General features: G+C 74.1%; 3 protein-coding genes and 1 pseudogene. All 4 read right to left on the minus strand.

Translation table 11 applies throughout. The annotated features are described in order from the left end of the window. Positions 1-5: 5 nt before the first annotated feature. Positions 6-1355, minus strand: a complete 1350-nt coding sequence (locus VA596_RS28355; protein WP_323331227.1) for a serine hydrolase domain-containing protein — start codon at positions 1353-1355, stop codon at positions 6-8. Positions 1356-1411: 56 nt separating this feature from the next. After that, positions 1412-1612 carry an MbtH family protein gene (locus VA596_RS28360; RefSeq protein ID WP_323331228.1) on the minus strand — a complete coding sequence of 67 codons (201 nt, stop codon included), beginning with the start codon at positions 1610-1612 and terminating at the stop codon, positions 1412-1414. A 22-nt stretch (positions 1613-1634) separates the two neighbouring features. Further along, a complete protein-coding gene (locus VA596_RS50720; RefSeq protein ID WP_410171937.1) occupies positions 1635-2018 on the minus strand; it encodes a phosphopantetheine-binding protein in 384 nt (127 codons plus the stop codon). Positions 2019-2112: 94 nt separating this feature from the next. Continuing rightward, positions 2113-19437: pseudogene (locus VA596_RS28365) on the minus strand (non-ribosomal peptide synthase/polyketide synthase); the annotation flags it as partial. Positions 19438-20545 lie beyond the last annotated feature (1108 nt).

Consider the following 20545-nt stretch of genomic DNA (forward strand, 5'->3'; position numbering starts at 1 on the left):
ACGGGTCAGGAAGCCTTGCGGCGGCGGGCGATCCGGCCGCCGGACTGCATCGCGCTGACGGTCCCGGTGGCCGGGTCGGTCAGGAAGCGGCCGCCGACGATCCGGCGGCCGGTGCCGGGCTCACGCACGGAGAACGCCCCGTTGTCGAGCACCGCCAGTTCCGGGTAGACCTCGCCGTCGACGACCAGGACCGCGGCGCCGTCGGCACGCACATCGACGTGGTATTCGAGGTCGCCGTTGGTGTAGCTGCCGGACAGGTCGGCCGCCGGGCGGGCGGCTCGCTTCCCGTCGCCGGGCAGCTCGTAGTCGCCGACCGGCAGTCCCGCCGCGCGCAACTGCGCGACCAGGTCCACCCACAGGGCCGAGCCGCTGCCCGCGTTGGTGGTGAGCGCGACGGCCCGGTCGTTCCCGGGATCCACCCGCAGGTGGCAGGAGGTGCCGTCGGCGGTGCCGTCGTGCCCGGTCCAGTCCGCGTCGGCGCCCCGGTAGGCGGCGAGGCCGAGACCCCAGCCGTCGGCCAGGCCGAAGGGTTCGGCGCCCGGTACCGGCCGCCGCATCAGCTCGAGCAGGTCGTCCGGCAGCGGGCTCTCGCCGCCGCCGTACATGCGGCCGAACGCGACGAGGTCTTCCGCGCTCAGCGCGAGCGCGCCCGCCGCGGCCTCGACGCCGCTCAGGGTCTGCGCGACCGGCCGCGCCCGGCCGGTCGCCGCGTGCACCGCGTGCCCGCTGACGTGGGCGTCGGGCCGGCGCCGCGCGCCCGCCTCGACGACGAACGCCGGGACGATCCCGAGCGCCTCCAGCAGCAGCGTGTCCATGGCCTCCCACCAGCTCATGCCGGTGATGGCCTCGACCACGTAGCCGGTCAGCACGTACCCGATGTTGGAGTAGGAGAAGCCCAGCCCGGGCTGCTGGACGAGCCCGGCGTCACGGCACGCCCGCAGGTACCGGCGGGCCGACGCGGTGCCCTCGCCGGCCCCGAGCGCGGCCGGCAGGCCGCCGGTGTGGCTCAGGACCTGCACGATCGTGGGTCTGCCGACCTGGGGGCCGAGGTCGGCGAGGTGCTCCCCGAGGGCGTCCCCGGGTTCCAGGTCGCCGTCGGCGACCAGCAGCATCGCGAGCGCCGCGGTGAACGCCTTCGTGATGGAGCCGACCGGGAACTTCGACGCGGCGGTGACGTCGCCGACCGCGACGGACCGCGTCCGGCCGCCGTCGCGGATCGCCAGCTGGGCCGCGGGCACCTGGTGCTTGCGGGCCAGGCCCGCGAGCAGGCGCCGCAGCCGCTCGTCCTCGGGGACGGCCGCACCGGCTTGGACCGGGAGGGGGATGGTCTGGGAGAACGTCGATGAAGAAGGCACGAGCGGGAACCCTTTCGCGTTGGTGCGGCCCAGGTGGGCCGTGGTCGTGGGCGGGCTCAGCCGTCGGCGGCCATCTGCCGCTGCAGGCTGAGCGGCCGCATGTCGGTCCACACCTCGTCGACGTGGTCCATGCACTCCTGGCGGCCGCCGCGGAACCCGTCGGCGCGCCAGCCGGCGGGCACCTCGTTCGTCAGCGGCCAGAGCGAGTACTGGCCCTCGTCGTTGACCAGCACCTGGAACTCGATGTCGTCGCGCATGTCGTTTCCTTTCCTGGGGTTGTCAGAGGTCTTGGCCGGCGGCGAGCCGTTCGAGGTCCCGCAGGACCCGTTCTTCGACCAGCTCGGCCAGCGCCAGCACGGTGCCGGCGGCGAGGACGTCCTTGGGGGTGAGCTGGACGTCGAAAGCGGACTTGGTCATCGACGTGATCCGCAGGCTGCGCACGGAATCCCCGCCGAGGGCGAAGAAGTTGTCCTCGACGCCGACGCGGTCGAGGCCGAGGGCCTCGGCCCAGATCGCGGCGAGGACCTCTTCGGTTTCGGTTTCCGGGGCCGCGTAGTCCGCGCCCGCATCCGGCGCGGCGGGCGCGGGCAGCGCCCGCCGGGCCAGGTTTCCGTTGGCGGGCAGGGGGAGCGCGGCGGGGGCGGCGGAGACGGGGGGGGCCAGGGGGGCCCGCGGGGGCGGGGCGGGGGCCCCCGCCCCAGACGGGGGGGAGGCCCTTTTGGTTTTCGTTTCCGGGGCCGGCGTCGCCCGCCCCCGCCCCGGGGGGGGGGGGGGGGGGCGGCGCCCGCCGGTCCAGTTTTCCGTTGGCGGTCAGCGGAAGCGCGTCGAGCGCGACGAAGACGGCGGGCACCAGGTGCGCCGGCAGGGTCGCGGCGAGGTGCTCCCGCAGCCCGGCCACCGAACCGGCGACGACGTAGGCGATCAGCCGCTGGTCGAGCGCGACGACGGCGGCGTCGCGGACGTCCGGGTGGGTCCGCAGGGCCGCCGCGATCTCCCCGGGCTCGATCCGGAAGCCGCGGATCTTGACCTGGTCGTCGGCGCGGCCGAGGAACTCGAGCGTGCCGCCGGGCCGCCACCGCACCAGGTCGCCGGTGCGGTACATCCGGGTGCCGGGCGCGCCGAAGGGATCGGCGAGGAACCGCGTCGCGGTCAGTCCCGGCCGGTTCAGGTAGCCGCGGGCGACACCGGAACCGGAGACGTACAGCTCCCCCGGCGCCCCGATCGGCACCGGCCGCAGCGCGGCGTCGAGGACGTGCACGCGGGCGTTGCGGATCGGCCGGCCGATCGGTGGCGTGCGGCCGGGCTCCAGCGGGTCGCTCCAGGTGGCGACCACGGTGATCTCGGTGGGGCCGTAGGCGTTGACCATCCGGCGGCCCGGCGCCCAGCGCGTGACGAGGTCGGCCGTGCAGGCGTCGCCGCCGACCACCAGCGTCCGGAACTCCGGCAGCGCCACGTCGGGCACGCTCGCCATCGCCACCGGCGGGATCAGCGCGTGGGTGACACCCCGGTCGCGCAGCACCCCGGCCAGCTGCTCGCCGAGCAACGGGCCGGGCGGTGGCACGACCAGCGCGGCCCCGGCGGGCAGGGCCATGCACAGCTCCAGCACCGAGGCGTCGAAGCTCGGCGAGGAGAACTGGAGCACCCGGTCGCCGGGCCGGACGTCGAAGTGGTCGACCTCGGCGCCGGAGAAGCTCGCCAGGCCGGCGTGGGTGACCACGACACCCTTCGGGGTGCCGGTCGAGCCGGACGTGTAGATCACGTACGCCGGCGCGGTGAGCGGCACCGGCCGGGAGAACGGCCCGGAGTCCTCGTCGTCGAAAGCAGCCAGTTCGGCGGGGGTCAGCACGACGACCGGGGCCGCGTCTTCGATCATGAAGGCGATGCGCTCGGCCGGGTACTCCGGGTCGATCGGCAGGTAGGCGGCGCCGGTCTTGAGCACGGCCAGCTGCGCGACGACGATCTCCACCGAGCGCGGCAGCGCGAGCGCGACGATCCGCTCCGGCCCGGCACCGCGCGCGGCCAGCGTCCGGGCCAGCCGGTTGGCGCGCGCGTCCAGCTCGGCGAAGGTCAGGCTCTCGTCGTCGGCGAGCACCGCGACGGCGTCGGGGGTCCGGGCCACCTGTGCCTCGATGAGCTGGGTCAAGGTCATCGGCTCGACGTCGTGGCCGGTGTCGTTGAACGCCACCAAGATCTCTTCGCGTTCGGCCGCGGTCAGGACGTCGAGTGTCCCCAATGGACGGTCCGGCACGTCGGCCAGCTCCCCGAGGACGTGCTCGAGCTGCCCGGCCAGCCGCTCGATCGTCGCCGCGTCGAACAGCGCCGGGTCGTAGCCCAGCCCGAGCGACAGGCGCGGGCCCGGGGAGGCCACGACGCTGAGCGGGTAGCTGGTCGTCTCCCGCGCGTCCAGGTCGCGCAGGCGCACGCCGTGGCTCGCGAGGTCGTCGGCGGTGACCGGGTAGTTCTCGAACACCACGATGCTGTCGAACAGGTTCTGCCCGCCTCCGACACCGCTCCAGCCCTGCACCGCGGTCAGCGGGACGTGCTCGAACCGGCGCGATTCCGCCTGCGTGGCCTGCAGGTCGCGCAGCCAGCCCGCGGCCGGCGCGGCCGGGTCCACCGCGACCCGCACCGGCAGCGTGTTGATGAAGATGCCGGTGATGTCGTCGACGCCGGCCAGCCCGGCCGGGCGGCCGGACACGGTCGCGCCGAAGCAGACGTCGTCCTCGCCGCTGTGGCGGGACAGCAGCAGCGCCCACGCGCCCTGCACGATCGCGTTGACCGTCAGGCGCTCGCGCCGGGCGAACGCGGTGAGCCGGGCGGTCCGGTCCTCGTCGAGGTCCCGGCCGACCCACACCGACGAACTCGCTTCGTGGGCGGCGGCCGGGGTCCGGTCGCAGGGCAACGGCGTCGGCTCGGTGACGTCGCCGAGTTCGCGGCGCCAGTACTCCTCCGCGCCCGCTTGGCCCTGCGCCCCCAGCCAGGTCACGTAGTCGCCGAACGGCCGCCGGTTCGGCAGGACCGGCGCGACGCCGTCGCGCAGGGCGGCGTACGCGGCGCAGACGTCGGACAGGACCTGGAAGACGCTCCAGCCGTCGAGCAGGACGTGGTGGAAGGTCCAGAGGAGCTGGACGGCGTCGCTGGGCAGCCGGGCCAGGGTGACCCGCAGCAGCGGCGCCGCGGCCAGGTCGAACGGCTGGGCACGGTCGCGAGCGAGCAGGTCGCGCAGGGCTTCGGCGGCGTCGAGGTCCCGCCAGTCGAGCTCGGTGACCGGCAGGCGCACGTCGCGGTGCACCACGAGCAGCGGGTCGGTGACGTCCTCCCAGACGACGCGGCCGCGCAGGACCGGCGTCCGGTCGACGACGTGCTGCCAGGCCGCGGCGAGCGCGTGCGGGTCGGCGACGCCGTCGAGGACGGCGGTGACCTGTTCGAAGTAGACCCCTTGCGCCTGCTGGGAAAGCCCGTGGAAGACCATGCCGGCCTGCATCGGGGTCAGCGGGTGGATGTCGGCCACGGCCCGGCCGTCGCCGGCGATCCGGTCGACCTGCCGCTGGTCCAGCCCGGCGAGCGGGAAGTCGGACGGCGTCCGGCCGCCCGCTCCGGGCTCGGCGCAGTGCGCGACGGCGTCGCCGAGCGCCGCCACCAGGTCGGCGGCCAGCCGCTCGACCGTCCCGGCGGTGTGCACGCCGGGCGAGTAGTACCAGGTCAGCTCCAGGGAATCGGCCTCCACGCGGCCGACGACGTCGAGCAGGTGCGCCCGGCCCGCGCCGGCGCCGACGGCGGAGTCCAAGCTGCCGGCCGCACCTTCGAACCGGCCCAGGTAGTTGAAGCCGACCTCGGCGTCGACCGCCGGTGCGGTCCCGGTCAGGTACCGCAGCGCGCCGAAGCCCACGCCTCGGCGGGGTACCGCGCGCAGCTGCTCCTTGACCGACTTGAGCAGGGCGGCCCAGCCGTCGCCGATCCGCAGCGCGACCGGGTACATCGAGGTGAACCAGCCGACCGTGCGGGACAGGTCGACGTCGTCGAACAGGTCCTCGCGGCCGTGCCCTTCCAGGTCGATCACCACGTGGTCGCGTCCGGTCCAGCGGGCCAGGACCCGGCCGAGCGCGGCCAGCAGCACGTCGTTGACCTGGGTCCGGTAGGCGCCCGGGACGTCCTGCAGCAGGGCCCGGGTCAGCTCGGCGTCCAGCCGCGTGGTGACCGTTCCGGTGGTGCCGTCTCCGGCCGCGCCGTCGACGGGCAGGGATGCGTCCACGTCGAGAGCCGTGCGCCAGTACGGCAGTTCGTCGTCGAAGCCGCCGGTTTCGGCCCGGTCGGCGAGCCGGTTGGCCCAGTCGCGGAACGACGTCGTCTTCGGCGGGAGCGGGCGCTGCTCGTAGGCGGTTTCGAGGTCCTCCACCAGGATCCGCCACGAGACACCGTCGACGACCAGGTGGTCGACGGTCAGCCGCAGCACGGCCGGTTCGAGCAGTTCGGCGGACAGCAGCGGCCCGGCGGCGACGTCGATGACGGCGCCGAGGATCTCGGCCGGCTCGGCCGGGGCGTTGACCTGGCCGCCGCCGGTGAACCGCATCCGCAGCGCGTCGTGGTGCCCGGTCAGCGTGGCCAGCGCGGTGCGCAGGCGGTCGATGTCGTACGGCTCGGCCCGCTCGACCCGGACGGACTGGGTGAAGTCCGCGGCGTCGCCGAAGTCCCCGCCGAAGAACCAGTGCTGGATCGGGGTCAGGGCGGCGGGCCCGCTGACCGGGCCCTGCTCGGCCACCGTCACCGCGGCCGTCCCCGCGGCGACCGCCAGCGCCGCAACGGTCTGGTGGGCGAACAGGTCTCGCGGGGTGAGCGCGAGACCGTGGCGCCGGGCCCGGGAGACGACCTGGATGCTCAGGATCGAGTCGCCGCCCAGCTCGAAGAAGTTGTCCTCGATCCCGACGGCAGGCACGCCGAGCACGCCGGCCCAGACCCCGGCGAGGACGCGTTCGGTCTCGGTGCGGGGCGGCAGGTAGCCGGCCGCCGGTTCCGCGGCCGGTTCCGGCAGCGCCTGCCGGTCGACCTTCCCGTTGCGGCTCAACGGAAGCGCGTCGAGCGTGACGAACGCCGCGGGCACCATGTAGTCGGGCAGGTCCCGCTGCAGCCACGCGCGCAGGTCGGTCGTCGTGGCGGTGCCGACCAGATAGGCGACGAGCCGCTTGTCGCGGGTGACGACGACGGCCTCGGTGACGCACGCGTGCGCGGCCAGGGCGTTCTCGATCTCGCCCAGCTCGATGCGGAACCCGCGGATCTTGACCTGGTCGTCGGCCCGGCCGACGAACTCCAGCGCCCCGCCGGCGGACCAGCGGACGACGTCGCCGGTGCGGTACATCCGCGCCCCCGGCGCGCCGAACGGGTTCGCGACGAACCGTTCCGCGGTGAGCCCGGGCCGGCCGAGGTAGCCGCGCGCGACACCGGTGCCGGCGACGAACAGCTCCCCCGCCACGCCCGGCGGGACCGGCCGCAGCCCGGCGTCGAGGACGTAGGCGGCCATGTTGTCGAGGGGACCGCCGATCGGCACGACGTCGGGTACCGGCCGCTCCGGCGGCAGGACGCAGCGGCTGGCGAAGGTGGTGGTCTCGGTGGGGCCGTAGCCGTCGACGACGGTCAGGCCCGGGCACGCGTCGCGCACCTGGCGGACGGCGGTGGCGGGCACGACGTCACCGCCGGTCCACACCTCCCGGACCCCGCGCAGGCACGCCGGGTCTTCCTGCGCCAGCAGGCGGAACAGTCCCGCGGTCAGCCACAGCGCGCTCACGTGCTGCTCGGCGACGAGCCGGCGCAGGACGTCGGCGTCGACGTCTCCCGGCGGCGCGACGACAACCCGGCCGCCGTTCAGCAGTGGCACCCACACCTCGTAGGTCGAGGCGTCGAACGCCTGCGGCGAGTGCAGCAGCACGGTCCGGTGCGCTTCGCCCGCGAAGGAGCGGTCGGACGCCAGGCCGACGACGTCGTGGTGGGTCACCGCGACACCCTTCGGCGTGCCCGTCGAACCGGACGTGTACATCACGTACGCCAGGTTTTCCGGCCGTACCGGCACGTCCGGCGCGGTCTCGGGGCCGTCGGGGGTCTCGCCGACCAGCACCGTTGGTCCACTGTGGACGTCCTCATGGGACCCGTCGGCGACGACCACGGAGATCTCCGCTTCGGCCAGCACCAGCCGCATCCGGGCGGCCGGGGCGCGCAGGTCGACCGGCACGTACGCGGCCCCGGCCTTGAGCACGGCCAGCTCGGCGACGACCAGGTCGGCCGAGCGTTCCAGCAGCAGCCCGACGCGGTCTTCGACGCCGACGCCCAGCGAAATCAGGTGGTGTGCGAGCCGGTTGGCCCGCGTCTCCAGTTCGGCGTAGGACAGCTGCCCGAGCGCAGGGGCGTCCGGCGTCCGCCGCACCTGGTCGGTGAACCGGCTCACCACCGTCGCCGGGGCGACCGGGTGTGCCGTGGCGTTGAACGTCCGCAGCACGCGCTCGCGGTCGTCCTCGGTCAGCAGGTCCAGCTCGCCGACCGGCCGGTCGGGCGCCGCGGCGATGCGGTCGAGGACGAGCAGCAGGTGCCCGGCCAGCCGCTCGATCGTGGCCGCGTCGAACAGCTCGGGGTCGTGGTCGAACGACACGCTCAGCCGCTCTCCCGGCGTGACGACCACGCTGAGCGGGTAGTTCGTCGGCTGCAGGTCGCCTTCCTCGTGCAGGCCGATTCCGTGCGCCGCGATCGCGCCGGCGTCGAACGGGTAGTTCTCGAACACGAGGATGCTGTCGAACAGCCCGGCCCCCATCCGGGCCAGGGACACGAAGTCGTACCGCCGCGCCCGGGCCTGGGCCGCCTGCAGGTCGCGCAGCCACCCGGCCACGGTCTGTCCGTCCGGGACGGTGACGCGGCTGGGCAGCGTGTTGATGAACAACCCGACCATCGCCTCGACGCCCGGCAGGTCGGCCGGGCGGCCGGAGACGGTGGTGCCGAACACGACGTCGGCTTCGCCGCTGTGGCGGGACAGCACGAGGCCCCACGCGCCCTGCACGATGGTGTTGAGGGTCAGCCCGGCGCGCCGGGCCAGTTCCCGCAGCCCCTCGGCCGGCGCCGACACGTGGTGGGAGGCGGTGGACCGGGTGCGGTGCGCCTCCTGCGGCCGGCGGTCGCAGGGCAGCGGGGTCGGCGTGCGCACCCCGGCCAGCTCGTCGTGCCAGTGCCGTTCGGCGGCCGCGGTGTCCTGCGCGCCGAGCCAGCGCAGGTAGTCGCGGAACGGCGGCCGGGGCCCCGGCGTGGCCGCGCCGGCGTACCGGGCGCAGACCTCGCCGAAGACCTGGGCGGCGCTCCAGCCGTCGAGCAGCACGTGGTGGAACGTCCACAGCACGAGGACGTCCCCGCCGGGCAGCCGGGCGAACGCCAGCCGCATCAGCGGCGCGGCGGCGAGGTCGAAGCCCAGCTCCCGGTCCGCCTCGAGGAACGCTTCGCGGTCGTCGTGCTCGGTCCAGTCCAGGTGCGTGACCGGCACCGGCGCGGACCGCTCGACGACCTGGACGGGCTCGTCGAGGCCGTCCCAGACGACGCGGCTGCGCAGCACCGGCGTGGCCGCGACGACGTCCTGCCAGGCCCGCGCCAGGCGCTCGGGGTCGGTGACGCCGGTCAGCCGCAGGCGTACCTGGTTGAGGTAGGTCCCGGCCGCGCCGTCGACGAGGCTGTGGAACACCATGCCCGACTGCATCGGGGTGAGCGGGTAGATGTCCTCGACTCCGGTGCCGGTCCCGGCGAGGCGGTCCACGGCGGCCTGGTCGAGCCGGGCCAGCGGGAAGTCCGACGGCGTCCGGCCGCCGGCGTCCGGGCTGGCGCAGTGCTCGACGATCCCGGTGAGGGCGGTCAGCAGGGCGTCGGCCAGCCGGCGGACGGTGGCCTCGGTGTGCACCTGGTCCGAGTAGTGCCAGGTCAGTTCGAGTCGGTCGCCGACGACCGCGCCGACGACGTCGAGCAGGTGCCCGCGCGCCTGCTCGGGGTGGGCCGCGCCGTCGAGGCCGCCGCCGTGGTCGAACCGGCCCAGGTAGTTGAAGCTGATCCCGGGTTCGACGTGCGGGGCGGTGCCGGCGAGGTAGCGGAGGGCGCCGTAGCCGACGCCCCGGCGGGGCACCGCGCGCAGCTGTTCCTTGGTCTGCTTGAGGGCGTCGCCCCAGTCGCCGCCGGGCACGGCGAGCGCGACCGGGAAGATCGAGGTGAACCAGCCGACGGTCCGGGAGAGGTCGATCCCGGGGAACAGGTCTTCGCGCCCGTGCCCTTCGAGGTCGACCAGGACGCGATCGCGGCCCGTCCAGTCCGCGAGGACCCGGCCGAGCGCCGTCAGCAGGACGTCGTTGACCTGCGTCCGGTACGCGCCCGGCACGTCGTGCAGCACCGCGCGGGTCGCTTCGGCGGGCAGCCGGACGGTCACCGACCGGGCCGAGCCGTAGGTGTTGGCGCCGGTCGCGTCGACCGGGAGCGCCGGGTCGGCGTCCGTGGCGGCCCAGTGGGCGAGTTCGTCGTCGAAGCCGCCCGTGGCGGCGTGCCCGGCCAGGGTGCGGGCCCAGTCGCGGAAGGACGTCGTGCGGGCGGGGAGTTCGCCGCCGTCGAGAAGGGTTTCCAGGTCCTCCAGGAGGATCCGCCACGAGACGCCGTCGACCACCAGGTGGTGCGCGGAGAGCGTGAGCGTGGTGCCGTCGAGGTCGGCCCGCAGCAGCGGTCCCCGCTCGAGGTCGATGGTGGCCCCGAGAACCTCCTGGGCGTCGGGCGCGTGGTGCTGGCGGCCGTCGGTGAACCGCAGCCGCAGCGCGTCGTGGTGCAGCTGCAGCTCACGGAGGGCGTGGTGCAGCGCCACAGGGTCCGATGTGGACAGTTCCACCGTGACGGACTGGACGAACTGCTCGGGGTGCACCGGCTCCGGGTCGAGGTACCACTGCTGGACGGGCGTCAGCGGCGCGTCGCCGGTGACCGGTCCCGCGTCGGCGGTGACCACGGCGGGGGCGGTGTTCGCGGCGAGCGCGAGCGCGGCGACGGTCGGGTGGTCGAACACCTGGCCCGGCATGAGGTCCAGCCCGGCCCGGCGGGCCCGGGAGACGACCTGGATGCTCAGGATGGAGTCGCCGCCGAGTTCGAAGAAGTTGTCGTCGGCGCCGACGCGGTCCACCCGCAGGACCTCGGCCCAGATGCCGGCCAGCAGCCGCTCGGCGTCGGTGCCGGGCTCGCGGTAGCCCCGCTCCGGTGCACGGTCCGGTGCGGGCAGCGCCCGGCGGTCGACCTTGCCGTTGTCGTTGAGCGGCAACGCTTCCAGCGGGACGTAGAGCGCGGGCACGAGGTAGTCCGGCAGGGACCGGAGCAGGAACTCGCGCAGGTCCGGCGTCCCGGTGGTGACGACGTAGGCGACGAGCCGTTTGGTCCCGGCGTTCTCCGCGGCGACGACGACGGCTTCGGTGACGTCGGGGTGCGCGGTGAGCGCGGTTTCGATCTCGCCCAGCTCGATGCGGAAGCCGCGGATCTTGACCTGGTCGTCGGCTCGGCCGGCGAATTCGAGCATCCCGGCGCGGGTCCGGCGGACGAGGTCGCCGGTGCGGTACATCCGGGTGCCCGGCGCGCCGAACGGGTCGGCCAGGAACCGTTCTGCGGTCAGGCCCGGCTGGCCGAGATAGCCGCGGGCGAGCCCGGTGCCGGCGAGGTACAGCTCGCCGACGGCGCCCGGCGGGACCGGCCGCAGCCCGGCGTCGAGGACGTAGGCCGCCATGTTGTCCTGCGGCCGCCCGATCGGCACCACGTCCGGCACCGGCTCGCCCGGCGGCAGCACGAAGTGACTGGCGAACGTCGTCGTCTCGGTCGGGCCGTAGCCGTCCACCACGGTCAGGCCCGGGCAGGCGCGCCGCACCTGGCGGATCGCTTCGCCGGGTACGACGTCGCCGCCGGTCCACACCTGTTCGACGCCGCTCAGGCACGCGGGATCCTCCTGCGCCACCAGCCGGAACAGCCCGGCGGTCAGCCACAGCGCGGTCACGTCGTGCGCGCCGATCAGGCGGCGCAGCTCGTCGGCGTCCAGCTCCCCGGCCGGCGCGACGACCACCCGGCCGCCGCTCAGCAGCGGCACCCACACCTCGTACGTCGAGGCGTCGAACGCCTGCGGGGAGTGCAGGAGCACCGAGCGGTGCGCGGGACCGGAGAAGCAGCGGTCCAGGGCCAGCCCGGCGATGTCCCGGTGCGTCACGGCCACGCCCTTCGGCGTGCCGGTCGAGCCCGAGGTGTACATCACGTAGGCCAGGTTTTCCGGGTGCAGCACCACGTCCGGTGCGCTCTCCGGCTCGTCGCCACCGTCGCCGACGAGTACAGTCGGTCCACTGTGGACATTTCGGCCCGGGTCGTCGGTGACGAGCACCCGCACCCCGTCGAGCAGCGCGCGCAGGCGTTCCCGCGGTGCGCGGGCGTCCAGCGGCAGGTACGCGCCGCCGGCCTTGAGCACCGCCAGTTCGGCGACGACGACGTCCGCCGACCGGCGCAGCAGCAGCGCGACCAGGTCGTCCGGGCGCGTGCCGAGCGCGATCAGCCGGTGGGCCAGCCGGTTCGCGCGCGCGTCCAGCTCGGCGTAGGTCAGGGTCTCCTCGCCGGTGACCGCGACGGCGCCGGGGGTAAGCCGGACCTGCTCGGCGAACAGCTCCGGCACGGTCGCGGCCGGGAGGTCGTGCGCGGTGTCGTTCCAGCGCACCAGGACGTCGTGCCGCTCGGTGCCGGTGAGCATCCGCAGGCCGGCGACGGGCTGGTCCAGTCCGGCCGCCAGTTCCGTGAGCAGCGTGCTCAGGTGCCCGGCGAACCCGGCGACCGTCTCGGCGTCGAACAGCGCCGGGTCGTAGCCGAAGGCCAGGTCCAGCCGGTCCTCGCCGGGGTAGGCGACGACGCTGAGCGGGTAGTTGGTGGTCTCGACGCCGCGCAGGTCGCGCAGCCCGAGCCCGTCGGTGACCGGGTAGTTCTCGAAGACGAGCAGCGTGTCGAACGGGGTCACCGGCGGTGCGTACTCGAACCGCCGGGCGTCGGCCTGCGCGGTCTGCAGGTCCCGGAGCCAGTCGGCCGCCCGGAGGTGGTCGTGAACGTCGGTGACCAGCGGCAGCGTGGTGATGAACAGGCCGGTGATCTCGGCGGCCCCGGCCAGCTCGGCGGGCCGCCCGGCGACCGTGGTGCCGAAGCAGACCTCAGGGCGACCGCCGTGGCGGGCGAGCAGCACGGCCCAGGCGCCCTGGACGAGGGTGTTCAGGGTCAGGCCGTGGCGTTGCGCGGCGGCCCGCAGCGGCCCGGCCGCCACATCGGCGCGCAGTGACGCCGTCGACTCGGCGGTGTGCCGCTCGGGGGTGCGGTCGGTCCGCAGCCGGACGGGCTCCTGGCGGCCGGAAAGCAGTTCGCGCCAGTACGTTTCCGCGGCGGAGGAGTCCTGTTCGGACAGCCAGCGGACGTGGTCGCGGAACGGCCGCCGCGTCGGCAGCGGGGCACCGGCGTGCGCCGCCGCGACGTCGGAGAGCACCTGGAAGAGGCTCCAGCCGTCCAGCAGGAGGTGGTGGAACGTCCAGACGACGCGGACCTCGGTCGCCGAAAGGCGGGCGATGAGCAGCCGCGTCAGCGGGACCGCGGTCAGGTCGAGCCCGGCGGCGCGGTCGGCCGCCAGCACGGCGTCCAGGTCCTCGGGTTCGCCGGTCCGGTCGCGGTGTTCGACGGGCAGGGTGACCTGCCGGTGGACGACCTGCACGGGGACGTCGACGCCGTCCCAGACGACCCGGCTGCGCAGCACCGGCGTCCGGTCCACGACCTGCTGCCACGCGCGGGCGAGGGCGGCCGGGTCGGGAACACCGGTCATCACGAACGTGACCTGCTGGAGGTAGGCGGACCGGGCGTCGCCGGTGAGCCCGTGGAAGAGCATGCCGGCCTGCGCCGGGGTGAGCGGATAGACGTCTTCGACGTCCCTGCCGTCACCGGCGATCGTGTCCACGCCTGCCTGATCCAGGCGCGCCAGCGGGAAGTCCGACGGCGTGCGGCCGCCCGCGGCCGGGTCGGCGCAGTGCCCGGCGATCTCCGCCAGGCCGTGCACGAGGTCGTCGGCGACCGCGGCGACGGTGGCTTCGCGGTGCAGGTTGCCGGAGTAGAACCAGGTGATCTCCAGGCGGCCGCCGGTGACCCGGGCGACGACGTCGATGGCGTGCCCGCGGATCGCGCCGGGGCTCTGCGAGAGTTCGAGGTCCCGTTCGAGCCCGAGGAAGAGGTCGCCGGTCACCTCGAACCGGCCGAGGTAGTTGAAGCTGAGGCGGGGCGTCACGTCGGGGGCGGTGCCGGTCAGGTAGCGCAGCGCGCCGTAGGACAGCCCGCGCGCCGGAATCGCCCGCAGCTGCTCCTTGGTCCGCTTCAAAGCTTCGCCCCAGTCGCCGCCCGGCACGTCGAGCGCGACCGGGAACAGGGACGTGAACCAGCCGACCGTGCGGGACAGGTCGACGTCGTCGAACAGCTCCTCGCGGCCGTGGCCTTCGAGGTCGAGCAGGATCCGCTCGGCGCCGGTCCAGCGGCGCAGGGCCCCGCCGAGCGCGGCCAGCAGGACGTCGTTGACCTGCGTCCGGTAGACACCCGGGACGTCCTGCAGCAGCGCGCGGGTCAGGTCGGCGTCGAGCCGGGTGGTGACGGTCCGGGTGCTCGCCACGGTGTTGACGTCGTCGGTGTCGAGCGGGATCTGCGCGCCGTCGACGGCACGCCAGTGATCGAGGTCCTCGGCGAAGGAGTGCGCGGCGAGCCGGGCCGACCAGTCCTGGAAGGACGTGGTCCGCGGGCTCAGCTCGCGGCCGTGGTAGGCGTGGTCGAGGTCCTCCAGGAGGATCCGCCAGGACACGCCGTCGACGACCAGGTGGTGCACGGCCAGGTGCAGCGTCGTGCCGGTCAGGTCCGCGCGCAGCAGCGGGCCGTGTTCGAGGTCGATCGTCGCCCCGAAGACGTCGGTGCCGTCGGTGCCGCCCGGCTCGGCGTGGTGCTGGGTCCAGCCGGCCTCGGTGCGGCGGAACCGCAGCCGCAGGGCGTCGTGGTGGTCCGCGACGGTGTTCACCGCGGCGCGCAACCGGGCCTCGTCGACGTCGTCGGCGAGCCGGAGGCTCAGCTCCTGGGCGAAGTGGTCCGGGTCGGCCGGCTCGGCGTCGAGGAACCAGCGCTGGATCGGCGTCGGCGTCACCGCGCCGGTCGCCGCCCGCCGTTCGGCGGCCGGGGCCGCGGTGCCGGCGGCCGCGGCGAGCGCGGCGATCGTCTGGTGCCGGAAGACATCCCGGGTGGTGATCTTCAGGCCGGCCTTCGCGGCCTCGGACACCAGCCGGATGCCGAGGATCGAGTCCCCGCCCAGTTCGAAGAAGTTGTCCTCGACGCCGACCTCGGGCAGCCCGAGGGCGTCGGCCCAGATCTCGGCGAGCACCCGTTCGACCGGGGTCCGCGGCGCCACGCGGGTGGTGGTGCCGGCCCAGTCGGGGGCGGGCAGGGCGCGCCGGTCGAGCTTGCCGCTGGGGTTGAGCGGCAGCCGCTCGAGCGGCACGAACGCCGAGGGCACCAGGTGCGCGGGCAGCGACGCGGCGAGGAACTCCCGCAAGCCGGCGGGCGCGACGGGCACCACGTAGGCGACCAGCCGCTGGTGCCCGCCGTCCTTGCGCGCGACCACCACCGCTTCGGCGACGTCCGGGTGCTGCCGCAGCGCGGTTTCCACCTCACCGGGCTCGATCCGGAAGCCGCGGATCTTGACCTGGTCGTCGGCCCGGCCCAGGTAGTCCAGCTCGCCCCGCGCGGTCCAGCGCACGACGTCGCCGGTCCGGTACATCCGGGCGCCCGGCGTGGCGAAGGGGTCGGCGACGAACCGGCCGGCGGTCAGCCCCGGCCGGCCGAGGTACCCGCGGGCCACGCCCGCGCCGCCCAGGTGCAGCTCCCCCGGCACGCCGACGGGAACCTGCCGCAGCCCGGCGTCGAGGACGTAGGCGCAGACCCCGGCGACCGGACGGCCGATCGGCGGGGTGCGGTCGGTGTCGTGGTACCAGGCCGTGGCGTACACAGTGGACTCGGTCGGGCCGTAGATGTTCGCGATCCGGCTGTCCGGCAGCGCTTTCCGGATGTCGCGCAGCGCGTGCCGGGTCAGGGCCTCACCGGCCAGGACCACCGTCGAGGGACGCACGGAGACCGCGCCCTGCGAGAGCAGCTGCGCGAACGCCGACGGCACCCCGCTCACCAGGCCGACTTCCCGGCCGGCGTCCGCCTGCTCGCCGAGAGCCAGCACGTCCCGGACGATCTCGACGGTGGCGCCCGCCATCAGCGGCGCGAAGAGCTCGAACACCGAGACGTCGAAGTTGAGCGACGTCGACGCGACGACGGTCGACCCGGGCCGCAGGACGTCGCCGAGGTCGGCGGCCGCCCAGGCCATCAGGTTCGCCGCGCTGCGGTGGGCGATCACGACGCCCTTGGGACGCCCGGTCGAGCCGGACGTGTGGATCACGTAGGCCGGGTTGGCGGGGTCGAGGGAGCTGTCCACCGGCGCCGCCGACCGCCCGGCGAGCAGGCCGGGGTCGTCGAAGGCCACCGAGGCTCCTTCGCCGTCCGCGGTGAGCATCAGGATCGGGGCGGCGTCGTCGAGGATCAGCGCGATCCGGTCGGCCGGGTAGGCCGGGTCGACCGGCAGGTACGCGGCACCCGACTTGAGGACGCCGAGCAGCGCCACCGGCAGCCGTTCCGTGCGCGGCAGCGAGACGGCGACGAGCCGCTCGGGTCCGGCGCCCCGCTCGAGCAGGACCCGGGCCAGCCGGTTGGCCTGGTCGTCGAGCTCCCGGTAGGTCAGGCGGCGGCCGTCGCAGACGACGGCGACCGCGTCCGGCGTCCGGGCCACCTGGGCCTCGAACAGCCGGGGCAGGGTGGGCGCGGGGACATCGACGGCCGGGCCGCGCGCAAGCTCGTGGAGCCGGGCCAGCTCGGCACCGTCCATCATGGACAGTTCGGCCAGCGGCCGTCGCGGGTCGGCGACGACGGCTTCGGCCAGCACCCGCAGGTGTCCCGCGAAGCGGTCGATCGTCGCGGCGTCGAACAGGGCCGTGTCGTACTCGATCGCCACGCCGCGGCCCTGCGGCTGGAACTCCAGCACGAGGTCGAACCGGGCCCGGGGGCGGGGCAGGTCGTGCTCGCCCAGCTGCAGGGCGCCCGCCTCCCGGGTCCGGACGAGGTCCTGCTGGAGCACGAGCAGGACCTGCGCCAGCGGCGTGCGGCCCGGGTCGCGGGCCGGCCGCAGGTCGTCGACGACCTGGTCGAAGGGCACCTCGCCGGCGGCGAACGCCGCCAGCGCCGTTTCCTTGACCTGGCCGAGAAACGCGTCGAACGGCTGCGCCGGGTCGACGGTGGAGCGCAGCACCAGGGTGTTGACGAAGAACCCGGCCAGGCGCTCCAGCTGGTCGTGGTCGCGTCCGGACACCGCGGTGCCGACGGCGATGTCGTCCTGCCCGGTGTAGCGGGCCAGCAGCACCTGGACCACCGCGGTCAGCGTCGTGAACAGGGTGGCGCCGGTGTCGTGGCCCAGGGCGGCGAGGCCGTCCGGCAGCGGATAGCGGCCGATCGCGCCACGGGTTTCGCGGACCGGCGGGCGCGGGCGGTCGGTGGGCAGCTCCAGCGGCTCCAGCCCGGCCAGCTGCTCGCGCCAGTACGTCAGCTGCCGCTCGCGCAGCGGGCCGGCCAGACGCTCGTGGTGCCAGCGGGAGTAGTCGCGGTACCCGATCGGCGCCGGGGCGAGCTCCTCCCCCGCGTAGAGCGCGGCGAGCTCGTCGACGAGCAGGCCGACCGACCAGCCGTCGGTGACGATGTGGTGCTGGCACAGGAGAAGCAGGTGCTCGTCGGGACCGAGGCGGATCAGCGTGGCGCGAGTCAGCGGCCCGGCGCCCAGGTCGAACGGGCGGTCCAGCTCGGCCGCGAGCAGCGCGTCCAGATCGTCACCGGCGTCGGTCTCGCGCAGCGGGATCGTCCCGGTCGCGGCGACCACCTGGACGCCCTGGCCGTCGACGGTGCGGAAGGTCGTCCGGAGGGCTTCGTGCCGCGCGACCAGTCCGGCCAGCGCGGTCCGCAGAGCGTCGCGATCAAGCGGGCCGGACAAGGTGAGCCCGACACCGGCGTTGTATTCGGTGCTGCCCGGGTTCTGCTCGTCGAGCAGCCACAACCGGCGCTGGACCGGCGAAATCGGCACGACGTCGTCGTGGGTGACGCGCTCGATCCGCCCGCTCGCCGGGTGGCCGCCCTCGGGCAGCAGTGCGGCGAGCTGCGCGATGGTCCGGGCGTCGAACACCACCCGCGGCGACAGGTCGGCGCCGAAGCGGGCGCGGATCCGGGCCAGCACCCGCGCGCCGAGGATCGAATCCCCGCCGAGTGCGAAGAAGTCCGCGTCGGCACCCACATCGGGCACGCCGAGCACATCAGCCCAGATGCCGGCCAGGATCCGCTCGGCCGCGGTCCGCGGCGGGGTGCGGATCGTGCGTACCTGCGCGGCCCAGTCGGGCTCCGGCAGCGCGTCGCGGTCGAGCTTGCCGTGGGTGGTCAGCGGCATCCGGTCGACCGGGACGAAGGCGGCGGGCACCAGGTACGGCGGGAGCTTGCCGGCGACGGCCGCACGCAGGGCGGCCGGCTCGGCGTCCCCGGCGACGTAGGCGACCAGGCGCTTGACGCCGGGCTGGTCCTCCCGGGCGACGACGACCGCTTCCCGGACGTCCGGGCGGCTCAGCAGCAGCGCTTCGATCTCGCCGGGCTCGATGCGGAAGCCCCGGATCTTGACCTGGTGGTCGGTCCGCCCGACGAACTCCAGCTCGCCCGAGGCGGTGCGGCGCACGACGTCGCCGGTGCGGTACATCCGGGCACCCGGCGCGCCGAACGGGTCGGCCACGAACCGGCTTGCGGTCAGTCCCGGGCGGTCGAGGTAACCACGGGCCAGGCTCGGGCCGGCGAGGTGCAGCTCACCGGTGGTGGCCGGGCGCAGCGACTCGTCGAGCACGTGAACCGTGGTGCCGGGCAACGGCCGGCCGATCGGCGGCGTCCCGCCGGGCTCGAGCGGGTCGCTCCAGGTGGCGACCACGGTCGACTCGGTGGGGCCGTAGGAGTTGATCATCCGGCGGCCGGGCGCCCAGGTCCGGACCAGTTCGGGCGGGCAGGCGTCGCCGCCGACGATCACCGTGCGGAAGTCCGGCAGGCCCGCGGCGTGCGCGGGCGAGAGCGTGGCCAGCGCGACCGGCGGGATCAGGGCGTGCGTGACCCGATGTTCGGCGAGGACTTCGGCGAGCCGGTCGCCCAGCAGCGGCCCAGTGGGCGGGACGACGAGCGCGGCGCCGGAGGGCAGCGCCATGCCCAGTTCCAGGATCGAGGCGTCAAAACTCGGTGAGGAGAACTCGAGGACCCGGTCGCCGGGGCCGACGGCGTAGTGGTCCCGCATCGCGGCGAAGAACCCCGCCAGGCCGCGGTGGGTGACGAGCACGCCCTTGGGCACGCCGGTCGAGCCGGAGGTGTAGATGAGGTACGCGGGGTGGCCGACGTGCAACGGGCGCGTCCGGTCGGCGTCCGTGAGGTCGTGACCGGGCCGGCCGTCGAGCAGCCCGGGCCGGTCGAGCGCGATCGTGGTCGTGGTTCCGGTGCCGTCCGGTCCGGCGCCCGAGCGGGCCAGGACGAGCACCGGCCGGGCGTCGGCCACCATGAAGGCGATCCGCTCGGCGGGGTGGTCCGGATCGATCGGCAGGAACGCCGCCCCCGCCTTGGCCGCCGCCAGCTGCGCGACGACCAGGTCGGCCGACCGCGGCAGCGCGAGCGCGACGACCGTTTCCGGCCCGCAACCGTGCTCGGCGAGCACGCGCGCCAGCCGGTTCGCCCGGACGTTCAGGTCCGCGTAGGTCAGCGTCCCGTCCGCGCCGACGAGGGCCGGCGCGAGAGGACTGCGGACGGCTTGCGCCTGGAACAGTTCGGCGAGGTGCGCGGGCGTCGGTTCGCTGACGGACGCCGCCCCGGTCGCGACGATCGGAGCGTCAGAAAACGGCATTTCCGGAACCTTTCCGAGCATGGTGGCATCGGCACCCGAGCAGCAGGCGCCAGGAAACTACGAAGGACGGGTTTACCGGGGATTTCTCACTGTGGTATCGGCCCGTGCGGGCGCCTCACGCGTCAACAAAATCGGCGCAACGCCGAGCGGCGTGATCGCGAACACAGATACATGATCCTTTCTCACTTCAGCGAACATCGAAGCCCGTCCCGATATCGGATTACCGATGGAGTGCCGGGCGCCGCGGTGTGTTCGCGGCCGCCTCGGCTCATCGGGCGGAAAGTCGGTCGACCCAGCAGTCCGTGATCCCCCAACGACCGGATTTGTTATCACGTTACCCAGTCGAGATCGGGCTCGTACCGCCAAACGGAGCATCACCGGAAATCTGTCAAGGCAGCAGAAATGCTCGTCACACAAAGGGAAACTCATCGCGCGATCGGGTTCACCCTTCTGCCGAAGAAGTACCACCAATGACGGGTTTAGACCATCGAGGAGCCCTCCTACCAGCAACGATCAGCTACACGACAACCGGAACCAGTCCCCCTTTCGACACTTTTCGAGATCACCCGATTGGCGTGTAACGCCGACAAGTTGACCAAAAGATCTACGGAAGCAGCGCGCAGTCGCGAAGCAAATCCGACAAATGACCGGCCGAACGGCTAAATCTCACATAGCGGGAGGACACCTTTGATCAAAGGAAGACCCGAGGCCCATCCGGTGAATTTCTGACGCGGCAGCACCCGCCTTTACCGGAGGAACGCACCCCCCGCGGCGTCGTGCCGACCTGCTCGGTATTCGCCGGCCGCACTATCGGGTTCCAGCCCACCGAGCCCCGCAGATCCCGGTACCCGCTCACGCGGCACACAAACCACGAGGACACACCTGCGCGCTTTTGATCGCCCCACGCCGGCCTCGCCGGCCGACCTGCCGATCCCGGTTCACCGCGCCGACGTTCCCGAGGTTCGGATCTGCACCGAGCTTGCAAGGTGAAGTGCACTCCAGCAGGAAACAGCGCGGCCACCTGCAGACAGGGTGCCGGGCTTCTCCGGCGTATGCGATTGCGGGGACGGAGGTCATCGCCGACGACTGGGGAGCCGGAGTACGCCACCAGGGGATACGGTGCGCCGGA

Origin of the sequence: Amycolatopsis heterodermiae, assembly GCF_034929455.1 — a bacterium.
Lineage (GTDB): Bacteria > Actinomycetota > Actinomycetes > Mycobacteriales > Pseudonocardiaceae > Amycolatopsis > Amycolatopsis heterodermiae.

Bases quoted from the DNA above. Each gene is read 5' to 3' on its own strand.
- VA596_RS28360 (WP_323331228.1), bottom strand. From the start codon at position 1,612: ATGCGCGACGACATCGAGTTCCAGGTGCTGGTCAACGACGAGGGCCAG.